Annotated in this window: 19 protein-coding genes; 5 read left to right on the plus strand and 14 right to left on the minus strand. The window is 50.7% G+C overall.

Going from position 1 to position 22,177, the window contains the following annotated elements; all coding sequences use genetic code 11:
• Positions 1-112 precede the first annotated feature (112 nt).
• Positions 113-1,903 (minus strand): methyl-accepting chemotaxis protein, encoded by a 1,791-nt coding sequence (locus ACFQZT_RS13485; RefSeq protein ID WP_379300588.1) that lies wholly within the window; start codon positions 1,901-1,903, stop codon positions 113-115.
• Between the two features lie 264 nt (positions 1,904-2,167).
• On the opposite strand from ACFQZT_RS13485, the gene ACFQZT_RS13490 reads away from it, so the two are divergent.
• Positions 2,168-2,638, plus strand: coding sequence for a PepSY-associated TM helix domain-containing protein (locus tag ACFQZT_RS13490; protein WP_379300590.1), 471 nt, complete (start codon positions 2,168-2,170; stop codon positions 2,636-2,638).
• A 346-nt stretch (positions 2,639-2,984) separates the two neighbouring features.
• Here ACFQZT_RS13490 and ACFQZT_RS13495 read toward each other — a convergent pair whose 3' ends face one another.
• From ACFQZT_RS13495 to ACFQZT_RS13540, 10 genes are all read right to left on the minus strand, one after another.
• Positions 2,985-3,779 carry an ABC transporter ATP-binding protein gene (locus tag ACFQZT_RS13495; protein ID WP_379300592.1) on the minus strand — a complete coding sequence of 265 codons (795 nt, stop codon included), beginning with the start codon at positions 3,777-3,779 and terminating at the stop codon, positions 2,985-2,987.
• The gene (locus ACFQZT_RS13500) at positions 3,779-4,693 is read right to left on the minus strand and encodes an ABC transporter permease (protein ID WP_379300594.1); all 915 of its coding nucleotides are present in this window, start codon (positions 4,691-4,693) and stop codon (positions 3,779-3,781) included. The genes ACFQZT_RS13495 and ACFQZT_RS13500 overlap by 1 nt, the downstream gene beginning before the upstream one ends.
• A 113-nt stretch (positions 4,694-4,806) precedes the next feature.
• Positions 4,807-5,865: an ABC transporter substrate-binding protein gene (locus ACFQZT_RS13505; RefSeq protein WP_379300775.1), complete on the minus strand. Its 1,059-nt coding sequence runs from the start codon at positions 5,863-5,865 to the stop codon at positions 4,807-4,809.
• Between the two features lie 166 nt (positions 5,866-6,031).
• A complete protein-coding gene (locus ACFQZT_RS13510) occupies positions 6,032-7,012 on the minus strand; it encodes a Gfo/Idh/MocA family protein (protein WP_379300596.1) in 981 nt (326 codons plus the stop codon).
• A gap of 20 nt (positions 7,013-7,032) precedes the next feature.
• On the minus strand, positions 7,033-8,535 hold the full coding sequence (locus tag ACFQZT_RS13515) for an ATP-binding protein (RefSeq protein WP_379300598.1): 1,503 nt from the start codon (positions 8,533-8,535) through the stop codon (positions 7,033-7,035).
• Positions 8,536-8,795: 260 nt separating this feature from the next.
• Positions 8,796-10,628: an ABC transporter ATP-binding protein gene (locus ACFQZT_RS13520; RefSeq protein ID WP_379300600.1), complete on the minus strand. Its 1,833-nt coding sequence runs from the start codon at positions 10,626-10,628 to the stop codon at positions 8,796-8,798.
• 636 nt (positions 10,629-11,264) lie between these two features.
• The gene (locus ACFQZT_RS13525) at positions 11,265-11,603 is read right to left on the minus strand and encodes a hypothetical protein (RefSeq protein WP_379300602.1); all 339 of its coding nucleotides are present in this window, start codon (positions 11,601-11,603) and stop codon (positions 11,265-11,267) included.
• A 254-nt stretch (positions 11,604-11,857) separates the two neighbouring features.
• Positions 11,858-12,175 (minus strand): GNAT family N-acetyltransferase, encoded by a 318-nt coding sequence (locus tag ACFQZT_RS13530; protein WP_379300604.1) that lies wholly within the window; start codon positions 12,173-12,175, stop codon positions 11,858-11,860.
• 121 nt (positions 12,176-12,296) lie between these two features.
• A complete protein-coding gene (locus ACFQZT_RS13535; protein WP_379300606.1) occupies positions 12,297-12,692 on the minus strand; it encodes a VOC family protein in 396 nt (131 codons plus the stop codon).
• A 90-nt stretch (positions 12,693-12,782) separates the two neighbouring features.
• Positions 12,783-13,748, minus strand: a complete 966-nt coding sequence (locus ACFQZT_RS13540) for a YbhB/YbcL family Raf kinase inhibitor-like protein (protein WP_379300608.1) — start codon at positions 13,746-13,748, stop codon at positions 12,783-12,785.
• A 157-nt stretch (positions 13,749-13,905) separates the two neighbouring features.
• On the opposite strand from ACFQZT_RS13540, the gene ACFQZT_RS13545 reads away from it, so the two are divergent.
• Positions 13,906-14,700, plus strand: coding sequence for a PaaX family transcriptional regulator C-terminal domain-containing protein (locus tag ACFQZT_RS13545; RefSeq protein ID WP_379300610.1), 795 nt, complete (start codon positions 13,906-13,908; stop codon positions 14,698-14,700).
• Here ACFQZT_RS13545 and ACFQZT_RS13550 read toward each other — a convergent pair.
• A complete protein-coding gene (locus ACFQZT_RS13550; protein WP_379300612.1) occupies positions 14,674-15,570 on the minus strand; it encodes a GGDEF domain-containing protein in 897 nt (298 codons plus the stop codon). The genes ACFQZT_RS13545 and ACFQZT_RS13550 overlap by 27 nt on opposite strands.
• 365 nt (positions 15,571-15,935) lie before the next feature.
• Between ACFQZT_RS13550 and ACFQZT_RS13555 the strand changes: the two genes are divergently transcribed.
• A complete protein-coding gene (locus tag ACFQZT_RS13555) occupies positions 15,936-17,099 on the plus strand; it encodes an iron-containing alcohol dehydrogenase (protein WP_379300614.1) in 1,164 nt (387 codons plus the stop codon).
• Between the two features lie 424 nt (positions 17,100-17,523).
• Positions 17,524-17,895, plus strand: coding sequence for a VOC family protein (locus tag ACFQZT_RS13560; protein ID WP_379300616.1), 372 nt, complete (start codon positions 17,524-17,526; stop codon positions 17,893-17,895).
• 25 nt (positions 17,896-17,920) lie between these two features.
• On the opposite strand, the gene ACFQZT_RS13565 is transcribed toward ACFQZT_RS13560, so the two are convergent.
• Positions 17,921-20,257, minus strand: coding sequence for an ATP-dependent DNA helicase (locus ACFQZT_RS13565; protein WP_379300618.1), 2,337 nt, complete (start codon positions 20,255-20,257; stop codon positions 17,921-17,923).
• A gap of 197 nt (positions 20,258-20,454) precedes the next feature.
• Between ACFQZT_RS13565 and ACFQZT_RS13570 the strand changes: the two genes are divergently transcribed.
• The gene (locus tag ACFQZT_RS13570) at positions 20,455-20,970 is read left to right on the plus strand and encodes a MarR family transcriptional regulator (protein WP_379300620.1); all 516 of its coding nucleotides are present in this window, start codon (positions 20,455-20,457) and stop codon (positions 20,968-20,970) included.
• 499 nt (positions 20,971-21,469) lie between these two features.
• Here ACFQZT_RS13570 and ACFQZT_RS13575 read toward each other — a convergent pair whose 3' ends face one another.
• Complete coding sequence (locus tag ACFQZT_RS13575; RefSeq protein ID WP_379300622.1) at positions 21,470-22,174, minus strand: response regulator transcription factor; 705 nt, start codon at positions 22,172-22,174, stop codon at positions 21,470-21,472.
• Positions 22,175-22,177: the final 3 nt, after the last annotated feature.

A 22,177-nucleotide genomic window follows, 5' to 3' on the forward strand; every position in this document is an offset into this window, starting at 1 on the left:
CGTTACCGTAGACCACGCCGACCTTACTTTGGAAGAGTAACAACACCCCACCGTTCTTCACGCCTGCTCCAAAGAAAAAGAGCTCCGGGCTTATACGCCGGAGCTCTCGTAATTACACCTGGAAGCGGCTAAGCTGTTCTTCCAGTTCTTCAATCAACTGCTTCAATGTTTCTGCAGCATGGGAGATTTCCCCCATCGTTGCGAGCTGCTCCTCGGAAGCAGCCGCTACATTTTGCGAGTGGTTGGCATTGTTCGACGAGATGCTCGTCATCTCTTGGAGCGAGGCAGCCACTTCCTCGGATCCCGCAGACATCTGCTCAACCGCAGCGGAGACATCCTGGATCTCCTCTGCTACAGACTGGGAGGAGCGCACAATCGTACCGAAGGTGCTGCCTGCGGCATGAACCGTATCCATGCCTTGCCTCACCTCCTGCGCGACCCCTTCCATCGCCCGTACCGACTGATCGGTATCCTGCCTGATTTCCTGGATAAGCTCGGCGATTTTGCCTGCGGACTGGGTCGTCTGATCCGCCAGTTTACGCACTTCCGAGGCCACAACTGCAAAGCCGCGACCATGCTCGCCGGCCCGAGCCGCCTCAATCGCCGCGTTGAGGGAGAGCAGGTTCGTCTGGTTAGAGATATCGGTAATAATGCCAACGATTTCACCGATTTCCTTGGAACGTTCGCCGAGTTGGCGAATGACCGTTGAGGACTCCTGCACCGCTTGGTTAATATGATCGATTTGCACAATGGCCTGCTGGATTGATGCATTGCCGCTGATCGCTTCACGGGCGGTTTCGGCGGATAGCTCCGTAACGTTCATGGTAGACTCAGCAATCCGCTGCACGCCCACAGCCATCTCGGCCATAGCGCGAGAACCTTCACGCGTACTGATGAGCTGTGTTTCGGCGCCTTCCGCTACTTCCGTTATCGAAGCAGCAATCTGGTCAGATGCTTTCACCGATTGCTCCGAGCTGGAGGACAGGGAAGCGGCAAGGCCCACGACGCGCGCGCCAAGCTCGCTGGATTTACCGATAAGGTCGCGCAAACTCGTGACCATAACATTTACTGAGGCACCCACTTGGCCGATCTCATCACGAGTGAGTCCTTGCAGCTCAGACACGCGAAGATCGCCGCCGGCGATACTTTCGGTGATGGCGTGCATGCGTCTGATCAGATTCATTCTACGGCGAATCAACAAGTAGAAAACGATCATGCCTAACAATATGGATACGGCACAAATCGAGGCTACCACATATTTTAACTGCTGCAGCGGTTTGTTGAAATCTTCATCGTACGCACCAATCCCTATAACCCAATCCCAAGGCTCGTAATAGTCAATATAGGCTAATTTGGCCCGGGGAGCCGGGTCGTCCGGGTTTTTCCAAACGTAATTCAGATATCGATCCTGCGGATTGCTGAGTTTCGAGAGCCGAATGTATGCTTGAATCAACGGGAGGCCGTTAGCGTCCTTAGCGTCGATCATTTCTTTACCGACAGGTATCGTGTTGGATAATACCATAAGCCCTTTGGAATCATTTCCGAAAATGTATCCTTGCTTCTTATAAACGAAAGCTGACTTCGTAATATCTCGCTTAGGATCGCCCTCTTTGATCAGAGGTCCATCGATTTGCGTGCGCGCGCGTTCCTTGGCCTCCTCCAGTGTGATTTTTCCCGCCTTCACCTCGGCGTCTTGCTGCTGAATCGTGGACTTTGCGCCCGCAACGATATCCTGCATATTTTGCTTCCCAGCCTCTATCAGCTTCTGTTCCGCATACAGATATGCCGTAATGCCAATGCTACTAGCGCTAATTAGAACAATTAGAGAAACCGTAAGGATGAGCCGGAATGAAAAACTTTGATGCAGCTTTAGCTTTTTGTGAATACTACCTTGCTTGGTCATGATGTGCCTCCTCAGTTGTACGGTTACTTAGGGTGATAATCGTCAATTCCACCCGCCGTTGCGAAATTCCTATCTATTTCGCTCCAGGAATTTGTCCATAGGCCTCGACTTCACCCATTCGTACCATGCAGGATCGCTCTTCATCTTCCGCAAGAATATGTTTCCATTTTTCAGCCAATCCTCAGCTTGTTCTCAGAACGGTTTCAGCCATGGCTTTTATACTGGCGAAGAAGATCATAATCAAACAAAGGGGATTGAATGGACATGAAAAAAACACGGCAACTGCACTTATGGATCGGATTAATTTGCTCGGTATTTATTCTTTTTGAATCGATTACGGGACTTCTTTTATCGGAGAAATCACTGCTCGGTTTAGGCGGTGGTATGGAGGGCAGACCGCCTCAAGCAGCAGCGGGAACGAATGCAGCCAACTTGAATACTGATACAGCAAATACAGCAGGTACAGATGCGACTGGACAAAATGTAAAGAATGGATCTGCATCCCAAGGGGAGCGACCGCAGTTTGGAGGGGAGGGCGGAGGAGGCAATTCGAGCTTTATCGGTATCGTCAAAGGCCTTCACGAGGGTAGAGTCGGTCAGACGGATGTCAGATGGCTGATCGACCTTACGGCGATTGGCATGGTTGTCCTAACGTTAACAGGGATTACACTGTCGATTAAAACTTTGCGCGCTCAGAGCGTCCAAAGGAAGCGACGGGCTGTGTCAGAGGGCTGATGGGGCGTTCCGGCTATCCATATATGCAGGGAACATCCGGCGTGGCATACTGCCGCAAGCGCGAAACGCGTGGAGTTAAGCATGTTTTTCAGCGTTAAGTTTCCCATTCTGCTTTCACCGGTGATTTTAACGCGGATAAACCGCGTTATCTCTCAATTATTAACCAATTCGCTTCATATCTCTTGATTTAAGCATGTTTTTCAGCGTTAAACTGTACCTTCTGCGCTCAGCAGTTACTTTAACGCGGTAAAACCTCGTTAACCGAATTTACTGCAGGGTGAGGGGATCAGCTTATCAAAAAAAGCCTCCAGCGAAGGCATTCATTCCTTCGCTGGAGGCTTCTGTTTTATCCCAAAACCACGCGGTCGTCCGACAGCTTGCTGCCGCTGATTTGTTCGAACTCCCCGAGCAATTGCTCGACGGTGAGGTGTTTTTTGCGTTCCTCGCTCACATCGAGGATGATGCGGCCCTTGTCCATCATGATCAGGCGGTTGCCGAGCCGGATCGCCTGCTCCATGTTGTGCGTGACCATCAGCGTGGTCAGCTTCATCTCGCGCACGATCTCCTCGGTCAATCGTGTGATCAGCTCCGCGCGAGCCGGGTCGAGCGCGGCGGTGTGCTCGTCAAGCAGCAGGATCTGCGGCTTGGTGAAGGTCGCCATCAGCAGGCTGAGCGCCTGCCGCTCGCCTCCGGAGAGCAGGCCGACTTTGGCGCGCAATCGGCCTTCCAGGCCGATGCCCAGCCGCTTCAGCTGCTCCAAGAACAGCTTGCGCTTAGCCGCTGTGGTGCCGAAGCTGAGCCCGCGCTTCTTGCCGCGGGCATACGCCATGGCGAGATTCTCCTCGATGGTCATCCGAGGAGCGGTCCCCGCCATGGGATCTTGAAAGACGCGGCCGATCCAGCGGCTGCGCTCGTACTCCGGCAGGTGGTGAATGACTTCGCCGCCTATGCGCACTTCGCCGGCATCCGGTGTCATCACGCCGGAGATGATGTTCATCAGCGTCGATTTGCCGGCGCCGTTACTGCCGATGACCGTCACAAAGTCGCCGGGCTTCAGGTTTAAGTTAATCCCGATCAGCGCGATTTTTTCATCCGCTGAGCCGGGGTTGAATAATTTGGAAACGTTAGAGAGCTGTAGCATCAGCGCCCACCTCCCTGATTAGGCTGAAGCGACTTGGCGATAAGCTCGGCAGTTCGACGCTTGGCCATCGCCTTTTGCTTGATCGAGCGTTGCAACGATGGAAAGACAAGCGCAATAATGACGATTATCGCGGTGATCAGCTTCAAATCGGAGGCGCTCAACCATTCGACGCGAAGCGCCAATGCAACCACGATACGGTACACGATGGAGCCGAGTACTGCAGCCAGCGTCGCTCGAAATACCGTACGTGCGCCAAAAATCGCTTCCCCGATAATAACGGAAGCCAAACCGATAACGATCATCCCGATCCCCATCGAAATGTCGGCAAAACCCGATTGCTGCGCGATGAGCGAGCCTGACAATGCAACTAGTCCGTTCGACAAGCTGACGCCCAGAATCGTCGTATTATCCGTATTGGCGCCGAAGCTGCGAATCATACGGGCGTTATCTCCCGTAGCTCGCAAGGCAAGTCCAAGATCGGTATGCAAAAAAGCATCGAGCAGCAGCTTGGCGACAACCATCACGATGAGCCCAAGGGCGATCGGAGGGATGGTCGTAAATAGCGTATCAGCGCCAAGCAACGAAATGTTCGGCTTACCCATGATGCGCATATTGATGGAGTACAAGGCAATCATCATCAGAATACCGGATAGAAGGCCGTTAATTTTCCCTTTCGTATGCAGCAGACCTGTACATGCTCCTGCAACGAGACCGCCGGCGAAGGCAGCCAGGCAAGCCAGCCATGGCGAGAAACCATGAGAAATCATGATGGCCGCGATAGCTCCGCCTGTCGTGAAGCTCCCATCCACCGTCAAATCCGGGAAATCGAGAATACGGAACGTGATGTAAACACCCAGCGCCATAAGCGCGTATAGAAGACCTAGCTCTACGGCTCCGTTCAACGAACTAATCATTTGAAAACCTCCGTTATTCCAATATAAAACTGAGCGATATCACCTACGCAGCCCTAAGCGAGAGAAAAAGGAGCGAACGAATGCTTTCGTTCACCCCTTTTTGAGAAGCCGGGTTACTGAATGATATTCTTCTCTTTATCTTTAACTGCGTTTTTCATCGCATCCGTTACTTCAATACCTTGCGCTTTAGCAGCCTTCAAGTTTAAGATCAGGTCCAGCTTATCAGGAACGGTTACTTTCATGTCCGCTGGTTTTTTACCGTTTTTCAAAATTTCAACCGCCATTTGGCCAACTTGGTAGCCATGGTCGTAGTATTTGAAGCCGACTGTTGCAAATGCGCCTTTTTCTACCGTATCCCGATCGCTGGAGAAGAACGGAATGTGCTTCTCGTTCGCGATTTGAATGATGGAATCCACACCGCTAACAACCGTATTATCAAGTGTAATCAAGAATGCATCGGCGCGTCCCACCAGAGATTGAGCCGCTTGCTTGACTTCCGACGTATTCGTTACAGGTGCTTTTACAAGCTTGATGTTATGCTTTGCCAGGGATTCTTCGGCATTTTTAGCCATAATCACGGCATTCGGCTCGCCTTCATTGATAACTAGGCCTACTGTTTTCACTTGTGGCATATTAGCCGCAACGAAATCCATCAATTGGGCAACCGCTTGCGGATTCGTGTCGGACGCGCCGGAAACATTACCGCCTGGCTTGTCCACATTGCTTACGATTTTAGCTGCTAAAGGGTCTGTAACCGCTGCGAATAAAACCGGAGCTTTTTTCACTTGCTGTACAACCGCTTGCGCGGAAGGTGTTGCGATACCTAACACCAGATCATTATCGGCGGAGGCGATTTTTTGCGCGATGGACAGGTTATTCGTTTGATCGCCTTGCGCATTATTGAAGTCAACCTTCAGGTTGGTGCCTTCTACGATGCCAGCGTCTTTCAGCGCTGCAAGGAAGCCTTGACGTGTTGCATCCAAAGACGGATGTTCAACGATTTGGGAAATCGCAATTTTGTACGTTTTAGCCGCTGTTGTTGTTGCTGGAGTCGCGGATGCAGCACCGCCTGCTGCTTGGTTGCCTTCAGTTGCAGCTTTCTGGCCACAGCCTGCTACCGTCATTAATGCCGCGGATAATACGAGTGTTACTAATGTTTTCTTTTTCAACATCATTACCCCTCTCTTTAATCCCATGTATGAGTTGGCTTGTATCATTCGCCCTCTTACCCCTTTAACGCTTCTATCCAACAAAGCACCAAAGTGTGGGTCAACGAACGTCCAAGCTCAATTTGAATTAACCATAGTTTAAATTGCTGTCTCGTTTCCGTCAATTGTTTTATACGCTTTTATAGAAATCCCGAAGCAAATCATCCATAACCCGATTCGTTCTCGCGGCCGATAGCCCTGTGCTTGGGCTATGTCCCGACCCCCGCAGCTCATCTACAATCCGCTGAATGAGCGGCTGCTGGATATGCGGCGGATTCGGGATTGTCAGTTCCCGGACCTGCCCGTCCGCCAGCTCAATACGAACATCTTCGCCGAAGGTGGAGAAGCTGATTTTTCCCCGGCTCCCGATGATTTCGTTCATATCGCTGCGGGTATACGAACTAAAGCACCATGCGCCCGTGCCTATGACGCCGGATTCGAACGCATATGTCGTTGTCACCAAATCCTCAACTTGATGCTGACCCGACTGATTAACGGCGAATCCTTTGACCTCGCCGATCGGACCGAGCAAATAATCCAAAATATCAAGCGTATGACTCGCCAGATCCACGAACAGACCGCCGCCGGAGAGTTCCGGCTGCATGCGCCAAGGGAGCGCCTGGCCTTCCGAAACTCTCTGTGTTTGAAGCTGCACGGATTGAACGAACCGGATGTCGCCGATCGTACCGCTATCAAGCACTTCCTTGATATGTGCAAACCGCGGAAGTCCTCTCCGGTAATATGCCACATACAGCGGCACGCCGGCGGCTTCGCAAGCGTTCAACATGTCCAAGCACTCCTTGTAATTCCTGGCCATCGGCTTTTCGACATAGACCGGCTTCCCAGCCTTAGCGGCCAGCAGTGCATACTCCCGGTGAAACGCCGGCGGCGTTGCTACATAAACCGCATTCACGTCAGGATCATGAATGAGCGCTTCCGCCTGATCATACCATTTGGCTACTCCGTGCCGGCGTGCATAATCTTCCGCGAGCGCCCCATTTCGCCGCATAACTGCGACAAGCTCGGAGCCTTGCGCCTTTTGCAGGGCAGGGCCGCTTTTCACCTCAGTTACATTCCCGCAGCCGATAATCCCCCAACGAATCGTATCCATACGTTCAACCTCCGCGTTCATTACACTTGGACAGGCAGCGTAACGGCGAATGTCGTCCCTTTGCCTTGGACCGATCTAGCCGTCATTTGACCGCCGTGTTTCTGCACGATGCTGAGACACACCGGGAGTCCCAGACCGGTACCTTTTTCTTTAGATGTATAAAACGGCTCAAAAATTCGCGCCAGTTTCTCTTCCGGAATTCCGCTCCCCGTATCCGAAATCAGAAGCTCCACCTGATCTTGCGCCTGCCTGGTTTCGATCTTGATCACTCCGCTGCCGCTCATTGCTTCCAACCCATTCCTCACCAGATTGAGTATCAGCTGTTTGATCTCCTTTTCGTTAAGGAGCATTGGAGCCAGTTCCGAATAAAGCTGGAGTTCGACTTGGGCGCCGCGCATATTGGCATCAGCCTGGATAATGGGATGCAGCGACTTGATAATGGCATTCAAATCCCCAGTTTCCATGGGTACATTCCGATTCTGGGCCAGCGATAGGAAATCATTAATGATCTCGTTCGCTCGATTCAGCTCCTCCAGAATGAGCACGAAGTATTCTTGCAGATCCGGGCCTGTACGCTCTTTGATCAGTTGGATAAATCCCTTGATCACCGCCATCGGATTTCGAATTTCGTGGGTAATGCTTGCCGCCATCTGGCCGACCAGACTGAGCCGTTCCATTTGACTGAGATCGTGCCTCAGTTTCTCCATTTCGGTAATTTCCTGATAAATCCCTATGGCCCCCAGAATTTCCCCATTCTTTTCAATCGGGTACCCATAGCTTAGAAAAGATTTTCCATCGTACTTGGAATAGCTCCCCGCCGTCCTTAAGCCACCTAGAGCTTTCGAAATCACGGAATTATTGTAGTCCCCACCGTTTTTTTCCAAAAAATCTTTATAGCTGCGACCGATAATGTCCTCCCGTTTTAGCTGCGGATAGTATGTCATTGACATCTCGTTGAAATGTAAAATGCAGCCGTGCTGGTCGACGGATACGACCGAAATAGGCAGGAAATTGAGCAGTGTTTGCAAATCTTTGGCGTATTCTACAGCCTCGGATGTCAATCTTCGGAGCCGTCTATCCAGCTGCTCTTCTTCGGATATATCTTGAAAATAGGCGCTTAACCCTACAATTTGATGCGTAATCGGGTCAATAATGGGCGTGCTGTCCAAAAGAATCATGCGATCTCCGATAGGAACGCGCACTTTATGACAGATTTGACCGTATTTGAGAGAATTCCAAATGGGACAGTTCGCGTCTTCGGGGTTACCGGCAATACCGGCAAACACCTCCCGCAAGTCCATTCCGATCATATCCTTATTGCTGTGATGGGGCGACAGCGACCGGATGATTTGACGCCCTCCTTCATTGATGAAGGTTATCCGGCCATGGACATCAGTGGACAGAAAGCCGCCTGGAATCTGAGTGACCATCCATGAAACCATATTTTGTTTGTAGGCCAATTTCGCCGACATGCGATTATAAATCCCATACAGCAGACCAATGGTGAGCAGCCATACTGCCATCGTCAAGCCAGCTATGGTGAAAGACCCTTCTCGCGGCATATAATAGCCGATCAGCATGGTCAGAAGCACAGATAGACCTAAGCAGGTTAGCCAAACCCATCGTTTTACATGCAGAATGAGATCCCCACCTCCTATTATTACGTTAAAACTATATATTCGACGCAGCGACTTCCTCCTCCTTTACAAATAGGTATAAATGGATTCATACACAAAAAAGCATTTCAAAACCTAGATTTCTAGGATTGAAATGCCCTTGTAGGTTAAGCGCGCACACCTAAATGTGGGCGCATGGGGATCGCCGGTTGTTCCGGTGGCTGTATCGTTTGGAATTGCTGATCCTGGAGCTGCAACTGCTGAGTGGCAAACTCCCGGTACATGTCGTGACTCTCCAGCAGTTGCTGGTGCGTACCGCTGCCTGTCACCTTGCCTTTGTCGAGAAAAATGATTTGGTCGGCATCTACAACGGTTGACAGACGATGCGCGATAACTAGCGTTGTTCGCCCCTGCATCAGATTTTGCAGCGCCTGCTGCACCACGACCTCCGATTTGCTGTCCAGACTGGAAGTTGCTTCATCCAGCATCAGAATCTTCGGATCCCGGAGCAGTGCCCTTGCGATAGCAATCCGCTGCCGCTGTCCGCCGGATAGCTTGATGCCGCGCTCACCGACCTCGGTATCGTATTTATCCGGCAGCTCTTCAATAAACGCATCCGCGTACGCCATTTGAGAAGCGCGCCGAAGCTCTTCCAGCGTAACTTCGCGCTGCATGCCGTAGCAAATATTATCGCGAATCGTTCCGGCAATGAGCGGACTTTCCTGTGAAACGTAGCCGATCTGGCTGCGCCAGGATACGAGTGAGAATCGATCGATCGGGTCTTGGCCCAGCCTGATCGAACCGTTTTGCGGTTGGTAGAACCGCTCCAGGAGCGAGAACATCGTCGTTTTGCCGCTGCCGCTAGGCCCGACAATGGCCGTCACTTTGCCCGCTTCCATCGTGAAGCTGACGTTTTTCAGCACCGGTTCCCCTTCTTTGTAGTTGAACGTGACGCCTTCGAGATGAAGGGACTTCGTCGCGTCTTGCAGCGTTTCCCCGGCGTGCGGATTTTCCTCTTCGTGATCCAGCACCTTGAGGATGGTGTCGGTTGCCCCCATCGTTTTTTGCATTTGAGTGAAAAATTGCGTAATCTGCGTAATCGGCAGAACGATCTGGAACAAATACAGCATGAAGGCGACCAGTTGGCCCGCCGTAATCGCACCGGTGGATACACGCATGCCGCCATAGCCGAAGAGCACGACGAGCAGCATCAGCATGACAAAAGAGATCAGCGGCGCCATCATCGCCTGGATGCGGCCTTCTTTTAACCCGAATTGGAACAGCTTCTGAATGCCTGAGCTGCCTTCCTTATATTCACCCGGTTCCGCATTCGCGGCCTTGACCAGACGAATTTCAGAGAGCACCCGGTTGAGTACCGAGGTGAAGCTTGCCGTCTCAGCCTGAAGGCCTTTGGAAACCTTGTACATTTGTCTGCCCAGCGGAAATAGAATGACAAAGGCTATAGGGAATACGCTGAACATGATTAGCGTCATTTTCCAATCCATGTAGAGCAGGACGACGATCGAGCCGATGATCGCGATGATACCGGTAATGAAAGCCGACATGTGCTCGGTGATCAGACCTTTGATAACCGCGGTATCGTTCGTCATGCGGGATATGGTGTCGCCTGTTTGGTGGTTATCGTAATAGCCAACCGGCAGCACCAGCAGCTTCTTCCATAAGCGGTCGCGAATGCCCGCCACTACACGCTGTCCCGCGTAGTTGAGCAGGTAAACCGAAATCCCCGAAGCAATGGCCTGTGCCACAAAAGCGATCGCCATCCCGCTAATCTGCGCCCAGCTCAGCGAGCTGATCGAGAAGCTGTCGACGACGTTCTTGGTAAACAGCGGGATCACCAGTCCCACCAGTGTTGATAGGATGCTTAATCCCAGTGCTATGCTTAGTACGAGCTTGGGCGGATTCGCCTCAACAAGCAGGCGGACGAATGCGCGCCAGTTGCTCTTGCCCGATTGCTCTGTTGCAGTCGTGGTTGTTTTCATGAGTTTCTCTCCTTTATCCGACCGGACTCCCGTCCGTTCTCTTTGAATGACCTTACTTCCGCATCATACACATCTATTTTAAACGGAATATAAACAAGATAGATTCGGCCGGGGGCGGAAAAGATCTTGCTCGCTCGCCGGAGGCGGGAGGCGGGGCTGTAGCGCCCAAAAAGGGCGCTACACGCGCGTCATTCGCAGCAATTCCCGGCTTCCTTCACTGGCTGCGAAGGAGATAAGCTTGTTTTTCCGCCTTAACTCCTTCAGCTCAGCCTTCACCCGGACTTTAACGCGGAAATTCAGCGTTAAATCGTGCTTTCACACGGCTTCAGACTCGATTCTACAGACTTAAGCCTGTTTTTCCGCCTTAACTCCTTCAGCTCAGCCTTCACCCAGACTTTAACGCGGAAATTCAGCGTTAAATCGTGCTTTCACACGGCTTCAGACTCGATTCTACAGACTTAAGCCTGTTTTTCCGCCTTAACTCCTCCAGCTCAGCCTTCACTCGGACTTTAACGCGGAAATTCAGCGTTAAAGTCCCACGGTTCACAGCCTTTCCGCAGGATATAAAAGAAAAGCCCAACGCCCCCATGACAATGGGATGTGCGTCAGGCTTTTCCTGTTATGGGATTTGGAATGTTAATTCAAATTCTCCGAATTTTCATCAAGATACTGTGAGTTTCTTGAACGCGCTACATGGATTGTGACTATATCACCTGTTGCTCCTTGTACGGGATCGAAATAAATATGCGGGTTACGTTCAATTATTTCTCCAGGCAGCCCAATGTCATAGGCATATCTTATTCCTGCAAGTTTATAAGTCGCTCCTGCCACAGTAGCGCTTATCGACTCAAAATCATTCATGGATAAAAGATCACTGACTATATCACTATTCAACTTCAAGGTGATCAAGCCATTTTTCACGCTACCTGCTTCAAGCGTAGCTTGTGACAGCCGCCCTCGAGCATCTCCCCCCACATCATTTTCAGGCCCCTCAGGCACACCGGAAGCCGAAACCGCATGAGTCAGTGTCCATGGACTACAGAACAAACTAATCATGAAACAAATGACAAATAGACGAAACTTGTACAGTTTCTTAAAATTAACCCCTACTTTCTTAAGTAGCTAAATAGAATGATTGGTGGATGTTTGAAAAATTCACGTTAGGAGTGTAGTACGAGGCGGTGAATGGATCATACTTTATGCGATCTAAGGTTCAATCCAAAATCGTTTCACAACATGCCATACCCGATATGCCCGCCGCGCTCTAACAGATATGGCGTTAATCGATGACGGATATTCACAGCGCCGACAATCTTCCCCTCGTTATGCAGCAACCAGTAGGTGGAGTGAGGGACCCAACCATCCTTCACAAGCTCCTCCTTCTCCCCATCAAGCAGAAACCGGACGTAAGCCGAAAAATCCTTCTGGTTTTCTTCTACGACCCACGGCACGATATTTTCCGAGCTTTGGATCCATTCCTCATAAAAGGATAGATATGCCTGCTCCAGTTCAATAGACGGTTTAACCAAACGCACCGAACTAGCCATAAACGCCCACCTCACGGAGTAAATTTTATCCATATTATCACGCTATTGATAGCTATTCAACATAAAAAAAGTCCCTTACCGTCGGCACTTGCCGCTCTCGTAAGAGACTTTAGAACCACCCTTATGCTTCGGTTGTAACTTGCCAACGCACGCCAAACGGATCCTCGACGCGTCCAAACATCGTGCCCCAGAACATGCGCTCAAAAGGCATTTTCACGATGCCGCCTTCTGATAGTCCCTCGAAAATACGACGGGCTTCTTCTTCCGTCTTGAACTCGAGAGTCAGATCCAGTCCTTGACCTCGGTCAACCGTATCCGTACCGGAGTCGGCCATGAAGATTTTTAGACCGACGGCGTGCATCTCCAGATGCATCACACGGTTCTTCATCGATTCGTCGGCTCCCGGCATTTCAGCAAATGTGCGGAGAGTAACGATCTCACCGCCAAGCGCTTTGACATAGAAATCCGCATGTTTCCTTGCATCACTGCTGTAGATGTATGGAGTTAGAATGGCCATGCTCATCTCTCCCAATGAATTATTTTGAATTCTAATGTGGCTCCAACTAAGTATATCATTCTTTCGGGAGAGAGGGACAAGGGTACGTACTTACTGTTTAAAGAATCCGTCCAGCTCCGAATAAGCGAGTGAATGCTTCAGAAGCAGCGGCTCTAACTCCTCAAAAAAAGAGGGGGTCCGGCCAACATCAAGCTTCTCCGTATCCAGCGCATACACCGCAAGGCGATAAAGATGATCTCCCGAGAAACGAGGAGGTTCCATACCGAAATAGGCATTCAGCTCTTTCCCCGCAGGCAGCGACCCTGCCGCCCCTTCCTTCAGTTCCTTGGTGCCCGCCGGTATGTCAATAACACTCCAATGAATGTAATTATCTGCTATCGGGTGCAAATCATACATCACAACTGCGAAGGACTTGGTTCCCTCCGGCGCGTGGCTCCAGCTAACCGGCATACTGATATTCTGACCTCCAGCAACACCGCCATGCGCATACTTTACAGGAATATCTCCATTGGCAGTGAAGGCAGCACTTTGTAATTGAATGCCGCCCTCGCCGTGTCGAGAAGAGAGAGACAACGTTCTGCTCGAGGAATCCCAGCGGAGCTCTAAGCCTAGGGCCAGCGGGAGTATTCGCGCGGATACCATGAGACGCCCGTCCATGATGGTCGCTTCATGATCCAGCTCATAACTAATCCCATTGACGATGGCAGTTGCTTCGCCTACATGTTGCGATATCGTATAGCCACTCCCTGACAGGTGAGCCGTATTCGCCTCCGTATCCCATGTAATTTGGTTGCCGATGGCATCAGACACGGCTCGAAGCGGCACTAGAATTTCCGTATTGGTCATAACCCCTTGAACGGGCAGCTTGTTGCCATCCAGTGTGATCGTAATAGGCGTGTTCCATTTTAAAAAACTGCTCACATTGCTCATAACATCCTTTTGGGGTACAGGTGTTGCAGGTGCGTTAGTTTCTGCTGAAGCATAAGCCGGCAGCAGTCCGGGCAACAACAGTACCAAAGCGCAGGTGAAACGGATTCTTCGTTTATTCGACATCATTTTTCCACTCCTTCAAGTTTCTTTAACTATTCCTTTTGCTTTTGAGGTAAAATAAGGGACAGCAAGAATTAACATGTTTATAATAATTTTTAACACGATCGTGTAAATTTATGTTATAACCATTTTCTTCCGATGTCAATAAGGGAGTGAATTTATTTTGCTATCCATCGAAAAACAGCTGCTGTTCTTGTTGTCGCGCACGGACAGCATGGACGCGCAAGAACTCATTCGCATTTATGAAAAAAGGAATTACTCCGCCCCCTACATACGCAACAGTTTAGCTAAATTAAAAAAAGAAGGGTTTGCCGTCACGCCCTCGCGCTCCCGTTATCAGATTACCGATGAAGGACGTTCGTTTATTCAATCCATCAACCATAAACCCGAGCTTTATCAAGAAACCTGGGATCATAAGTGGCATCTGGTCATGCTGCAAATTCCCGAATCCGAGCGCAAAAAAAGAGATCAATTCCGCTCCGAGATGGCACAAATCGGGTTCGGCTTGCTTTATAACAGCGTATATATATCCCCGTGGATATTCAGGCATGAAGTGGGGCAGCTCATCGACAAACACGGACTGTCCGGACAGGTCACGCAATTTCACGGCGCCATGCTGGATACGTCCATCGCCCCTTCGGATGCGGCTTCGATTTGGTCTTTGGATCAAGTAGCCGGCACGTATCGCGACAAGCTGCATTGGTTCACGACCGAATTCGAGCCCAACATGCAAAAGACCCTGCATCATCATGCAGAGCCGTTAACGCTATTCACTGCTTATTTACATCTGGGGGAAGTGATTAGCGAGCTATATTTGGCGGATCCTATGCTTCCCAAAGAGCTATTGCCCCCGGATTGGGAATGTCGCAGTATTCTGCGAAAGCTCCAAAACTATCTCCAAGCGCTCATCCAAGCTATTCCTGCGGATTCGTTATATGCCGCTTTTCTCCGGTCCTAATTTTTCGGCAGCCTGCCCGCTATCCCAGACCAAACGATCTCTTCCTTGAGCCTTGGCTGCGTATAAGCGGGCATCCGCTGCCGCCACCAGTTCGGTTGCCTGCTGTTCGTCATCACGAATCGTCGCCCCGAAGCTCATCGTGACGTGAAACTTGAATGCCTCCGGACCGAATTCGAGCGACCGCAATTTTTCCATAAATCGTTGCATAATAGCATTCACCAGATGCCTGTCCTGTGTATATAAGAGAATGGCAAATTCCTCACCGCCGTAACGGAAAGCATTGCCGTGATCCTTGGGGATGACCGCCTCAAATAAAGCGCCTATCTCCCGCAGCACAGCATCTCCCACCTGGTGGCCATGAGTGTCGTTAATGGCCTTGAAGTAATCGATGTCGCCCATGACGAGCGTAAATGGATCTTTCTTCGAAATAGCGTCTTTAATCTGCTCTTGGAAGCTTCGGTGATTGTACAATCCCGTGAGGTAATCCTTTTTGGCCAAATTCTCGAAAATGCCTTTTTCCACGAAATGCTTTCTTTCCCGTGCAACAATAATGCCGCCAATGACCCCAATCATCACTAAAAATACGAAATTCAGCAAATGGCGAGGCAACGCCTCTGCATCAAAACCGCCATCCACCGTCAGCACCACACCGATATAGCCTAGTATGACCATGAAAGTCGCCACCATCGAGCCTGCCAAACTCCAATAAAGCGATGCATGCAAAATAACTAAATACGCGATGGGGTATAGCGGACTCTGCGTCCCTCCCGTTAACGATATGAGGGAGAGGAACGCCAAATAATCGAAAATCACGCCAAGCTTGGTCATATACCGGTAAGAAGCCGATTGAATAGGGGTGCGATGCAACACGATCTCAGTAACCCCCATGTAACAGACGGCAAAGCAAAATAAAAGGATAAAGAGGATAAGATCCTGCTGCGTATGGTGATAATATTTTAGGAATATAAGGGTTGATGTCGGTACGAAAAACCAGCGTACACAACTATAAGCGATTTCCATTATATGATCGGACTTTCTAGGCATTAGCATAAAGTGACCACTTTCTAAAGAGGGAATGATGGATTGACCCTTAACATTCTACATCATAAACCATATATTGGAAAGGTTGCAGGGTTATCAAATTGCTTCAAACTTTGTTTTTTACTATTACATTGTGTACAATACAAATGACGGGTTTATTGCATGTCAAAACAAAACTCTTAGGAGGAAATTTCATGAACACATTTACCTTTTATAATCCGACAACTTTGTATTTCGGCAGCGGTCAGCTGGAGAAGTTAACAACCGAAGTACCTAAATACGGGAAGAACGTGCTGCTGGTCTATGGCGGCGGAAGCATTAAACAAAACGGTATCTACGATAACGTGTTGAAACTGCTTAAAGGTGTGGACGCGAACGTTGTCGAACTAAGCGGTGTGGAACCGAATCCACGGCTAACCACTGTGTACCGCGGTGTGGAATTGTGCCGCAGTCAGCATATTGACCTTATTCTTGCGGTTGGCGGAGGCAGTGTTATCGACTGTGCCAAAGCGATTGCCGTTGGCGCGAAGTACGAAGGCGACTTCTGGGACATCGTAACGCGCAAAGCTGCGGCGACAGGCGCACTGCCGCTAGGCACTGTACTTACGATTGCCGCGACAGGCTCGGAAATGAACTCAGGGTCGGTCATTACGAATTGGGAAACGCAGGAAAAGCTGGGTTGGGGCAGTCCCTATTCATTCCCTAAGTTTTCAATTCTCGATCCTGCGCATACGGCTTCCCTGCCGGCCAATCAAACGGTCTACGGCATGGTGGATATTATGTCTCACGTATTCGAGCAATATTTTCACCATGTGACAAATACGCCTGTGCAGGACGGCTTTTGCGAAACGATTCTTCGCACCGTCATCGATACGGCACCTCGTCTGCTGCGGGATCTACAAAACCTGGAAGAACGGGCTACCATCCTCTATAGCGGCACGATGGCGCTCAATGGCGTGCTGAGCATGGGCATTCGCGGCGACTGGGCAACCCATAACCTGGAGCATGCGGTATCGGCGGTGCATGACATTCCGCACGGCGGCGGTCTGGCCATCCTGTTCCCGAACTGGATGACCCATACGTTGGACGCCAACGTGGCGCGGTTTAAACAGTTCGCGCAGCATGTTTTCGGCATCGACGCCACAGGCAAAACCGATCGTCAAGTCGCGGAGGAAGGCATCGCGGCGCTGCGCCAATTTTTCAACTCCATTGGCGCCCCGGCGAGACTGGCCGATTATGACATCGACGACTCCACCATCGAGCTGATGGCGGACAAAGCGATGGTATACGGCGACTTCGGCAACTTCAAGAAGCTCACTCGCGACGATGTCGTAACTATATACCGCATGTCCCTGTAATGCGGGACACGGAGTGCTGACCCTGATAGCGGTCGGCGCTCCGTTTTTTTTGATTGCGGCTATTCCTCGGCCATCAACGTTGCAGCAGGGGCAATAGATTGGATTTCATCCAATCATTTACTGCCCAGAAAGGCAATGGCCTTATTTTCGAATGAAACTATTGGATATTTTCCAACCGATGCAATCGAATTTATTCCAATGTTTCTTTTCTGCTGTATGAAATCCAATGGCTACCCTTGTTGGACTGCCTCCTCCCCCAAACCTCGATCATACAGTCGGCCTATGCGTGCGGTTACTATCGTCAAAAAAGAGGCTAGCGCTGTTGTCACGAAAGAGTTAGAATAGATTCGAACGATATAATGAAACTAGATTTCATACAATGAAACTTTCTTGAATATATATAACTGAAAAGGAGTGTTGAGGGATGAGCTATCACTTTGTAGGCATCGATCATGTGCAGTTGGCTGCACCGCGCGGATGTGAGGAGCAGGCCAGGCAGTTTTATGGGGAATTTCTCGGAATGACCGAGATTATGAAGCCTGAGAAGCTGCAGGCACGCGGGGGCGTATGGTTTCAATGCGGACGCCACCAGGTTCACATCGGCGTCCAGGAAGACTTCCACGCTGCGAAGAAAGCCCATCCGGCCTTCGAAGTGCAAGGCCTGGCCGAGCTGCGGACTCGCCTGGAGCAGCATGGCGTCAAGGTCAAAGACGACGACGCGCTGGAAGGGGCAGAGCGTTTTTACGTCGATGACCCTTTCGGGAATCGGATTGAAATGCTGGAGTGGTTAAAATAACCGCTCCTTTTTCGTTTATAGAAGCTTACCGGTGGTGCGGCAGTACCGTGTAGTCCCGCCACTCTTCCGGCAGCAAGCGCTGATACAGCGGCTGCAGGTAGCGGTCGTCAATGAGCAGCAGGACGCCGCGATCCGATTCAGAGCGGATCAAACGGCCCCCGGCCTGCTGCACTTTATTCATGCCGGGGAAAACGTAGGCGTATTCGTAGCCATTTTTGCCAATACGGTCCATGTACGCCTTGATGATATTGCGCTCGGGGCCTAGCTGCGGCAAGCCGACGCCGACCACGGCAACACCCGTGAGCCGATCCCCGACGAGATCGATGCCTTCGGAGAAGATGCCTCCCATGACGGCAAAACCGACCAGCGTGTCCGCGCGATTCGCCTCGAAGGCCGCCAAGAAGTGTTCCCGCTCCTCCTCGGACATCTGCGTTTGCTGCACGAGAAGGCGCGGCGGGCTTACATTCGACATGGAGGAAGTTTCCGCAGCCGCCAGATCCGTAAAAGCCTCGTACACGCTGCTCATGTACGCATACGAAGGAAAGAATACTAAGTAATTGCCCGGACGCGAAGTTGTTAATTCATGAAGCGTTCGGGCAATCGGATCCCTGCTGCGCTCCCGGTCTTGGTAGCGCGTGGATAAGGGCTGGATTCGCACATCCAGCTGCTCTTTCGAAAAAGGTGACGGCACAGAGACGGAATAATCATTTTCGCCAGCCCCGAGCGCGTCCATGAAATAGGACAAGGGAGAGAGCGTCGCCGAGAAAAAGACGTGCGCCCGATACCCCTTCCCCATCTGCTGCAGCAGATAGGAGGGGTCGAGGCAGAACAGCTTAACGGTGACCTCGCTCTTCTCGCACGCGGTAAAGGTCACGTACCGCTCATCATACAGCTTCGCGATACGGACAAAATTTTGCGCGCTGAAGTATGTGTCCAGCAGCAGCGGACTTGGAGCTCCCGAGCGCGTCGCCACAAGCTCCCGCTCCGCCTGGGCGATGAACGCCTCGAGCAGCCCGACGAGCGCCTCCGGAAGCTCCTGAGCGACATGCATCTCGCGCTCGCCGATCTGTTTCCGCACCGCGAGCAGGTGCTGGTTCACCGCCTTCGCCGCATCGTGCAGTTCGGGGCGAACACCTTTGAACTCGCGCTGCACGGTGAGATAATCGAATTTATTCAGCGCGCTCGAATACATCTCCCGCGCCCGATCGACCAGATTGTGCGCCTCGTCGACCAGCAAAGCGGTCTGCCGTTTTTGCTCCTCGAACAACCGCTTCAAATTGACGCGCGGATCGAAGACATAGTTATAGTCGCAAATGACCGCGTCCGCAGCATAAGCTACATCGAGCGAGAATTCGAACGGACAAACCCGGTGCTTCCGCGCATAAGTCTCGATGACCGATCGGGTCATAGCCGTCTCATGCCGAAGCAGGTCAAGCACCGCTTCATTGATCCGGTCGTAATAACCGTCCGCAAACTCGCAATGTTCCTTGGAGCAGCGCACCTCATCTTTAAAGCATACCTTCTCCTTTGCGGTAATGGTTACCGTATGCATGTGCAGCCCTTTAGTGCTCAGAATCGCATAGGCTTCCTCTGCTGCCGTTCTCGTGATCGTCTTTGCCGTTAAATAAAAGATGCGCTGCAGCACGCCCTCTCCGACCGCTTTGACCGAGGGAAAGAGCGTAGACATCGTCTTCCCGATGCCCGTCGGCGCCTTGGCGAACAATTTGTGCCCGCCCTCAATCGTTTTGTAGACCGCACCTGCAAGCTTGCGCTGTCCTTCGCGATACGATTCGAACGGAAACGATAGCGCTTTGATACTTTCATTTCTTCGCCGTTCGTGCTCTTTTCTCGCTTGGGCATACGGATAAAACTGCTCCACGACATCGAGAACGAACCGTTCGAGCTCCTCAAATGATGCCTCTTGGGCAAATCGCTTTGTTTCCTCCGTCTCAACCTGCATATAGGTTAGTTGCACCCGCATGAGGGCTAGTCCCTTGTCCTTGGCTACCATGTAGGCATAGCATTTCGCTTGCGCCCAATGAACGGGATAAGAATCTTTCGTGATTAGCCCAATATCCGATGCGGTCGACTTGATTTCATCCACCGTCAACGTTCCCTTATCCTCATCCAAAAGAAGCCCGTCACAACGTCCATCAATGGCAAATACAAGCTCCTGATGTCTGATTTCGGCCGAAACATAGACCTCGCATTGATCTTGCTCCCCGTATTGCTTCTGTATTTTCTGATGTGCCTTCGTCCCCTCGGTCAGCGTCGTACTCGTTCGAAACCCGGAATCAATGCTGCCGCTGCGGTGCACATACTCCACGAGAGAGCGCACCGAAATATGGATCGTATCCGCCATGTTCATTTTTCTCCGTTCAAGAACATTTGTTCCATTATTGTAGCATGCTTAACTGCGAAAAGAAAGAATACCTTGCTTTTCTTACCCATGAAAGCTATAAGAAAGGGTAAATTTACCGGCAACATGTTGATATCGACGCTTTTCGAGTGGTACATTAAAGAAATCTCTTATACCTGCTCCTCCGGAGGAACCTTTCGATGGATAACCATTCTAAAATCGCACCTTTATTCGGCAAAGTTCAGAAGATGATGCAGCTGTATGATGCGCATGAGAATAAAGAAAAAGACATCTTTTTTGCTGTCGCAAAGCAATGCGGAATCAGGAATTTATCCGACGACCTTACGATGTCCGAAACCCACGTCATAGAGCAAATCGGCATTCATGAAACGATCAACGTAACCCGACTGGCTGAGAAAATGGGCATGACCAAGGGTGCCATTACCAAAATCAACGCCAAGCTGCTCGATCGCGGATGGATTGAGAAGTTCGCCCTGAGCGGAAACCGCAAGGAAGTTCTATTCCGGCTTACGCCTGACGGTCAAATGGTGTACGAAGTACATGAACAGTACCATCTGTATGCGGAGAAGTTTTTCCAAGAGTTCATTAATAGGTACACGGATGCTGAGTTTGAGTTCATCGACCGGCTAATCGGCGATATTACCCAAGCGATTGAGAACTCAATCGCCGCTATGAGCGTGATCTTGAATAAATGATAAAGGAGCCGAATGCGGGTTTAAATCGCATGCGGCTCCTTGTCATTTGCGGGCATACGCGCTGCTGCACACAAGCCAGTCTGAATGAGACGGCTTTGTTCTTTGTCAGTCCCCCATCTTCTCGTCTGCAAAGATAAAAAACATCGTTAGAGACACGACTTCAACATTCCCTCGCGTCTGTAACGATGAAAAACATTTTTCCAGCTTCGCTCAGCGAACAGAGCTGCTTTTTTTCTCGTCTGCAAAGATAAAAAACATCGTTAGAGATACGATTTCATTTCCCACTCGCCACTGTAACGATGAAAAACACCTTTCCAGCGGCGCACTTGCTAATTGTTATCGTGCACCTTGCGACTTCCATGGTGGCTAGCCCCTTATTCCGGGTACATGTCCCCTTCACATGCTCCACATCTCTAACCCGCATCGAAATAAGCGGACCCACGATCCATGAATAAGCGTTTCAGTACGCTTGAAACCTCTACTGAGGCCATTCTACACGCTACGAATGGCCCCAAACAAACTTGTACCCGAAACCGCGCACAGTCAGAATATAACGAGGGTCTGCGGGGTTTTGCTCGATCTTTTTGCGCAATGTCCGAATATGAACCATCACGGTCCGCACATCGCTGACTTTGTCCCAGCCCCAGATTTGCCCGTAAAGATGCTCTACGCTGAACACTTGGTTAGGGCGGTTAGCCAGAAACAGCAGCAGCTGCCGTTCCTTGGCAAACAAGGTAACAGGCTGTCCGTCCACGCAAATCTCATAGTTATCCGGATCAATCCGCATTCTTTGGTCTTGCCACACTAATTTCGCACGGTTGCCGGCCTCCTGCTTACCGGACTGGAACCGGCGAAGCTGTGCTCTCACACGCGCGACTACAACGTTGGGATCAAACGGCTTTGTGATATAGTCATCGGCCCCAAGCTCGAGACCGTCAACGATATCCTGCGATTCCTTCTTGCAGCTGATAAAAATAATCGGAATGCTCGATTGCTTCCGGATACGCTGCGCCAATTCGGTGCCATGCAAATCAGGAAGCAAAATGTCGGTAAGCAGCAGATCGTACGACTTGGATTGAAAAAGCCGCAAAGCCGATGAGGCATCGGAGGCGACGTCGACGAACATCCCACTTTTCCGTAAATATAAAGCAACGATTTCTTGAATATCTGCGTCATCCTCAATGAATAGAATCTGATCCGTCATCTT

The sequence above is a fragment of the Paenibacillus sp. GCM10027628 genome (assembly GCF_042676385.1).
In the GTDB taxonomy this organism is placed as follows: domain Bacteria; phylum Bacillota; class Bacilli; order Paenibacillales; family NBRC-103111; genus Paenibacillus_E.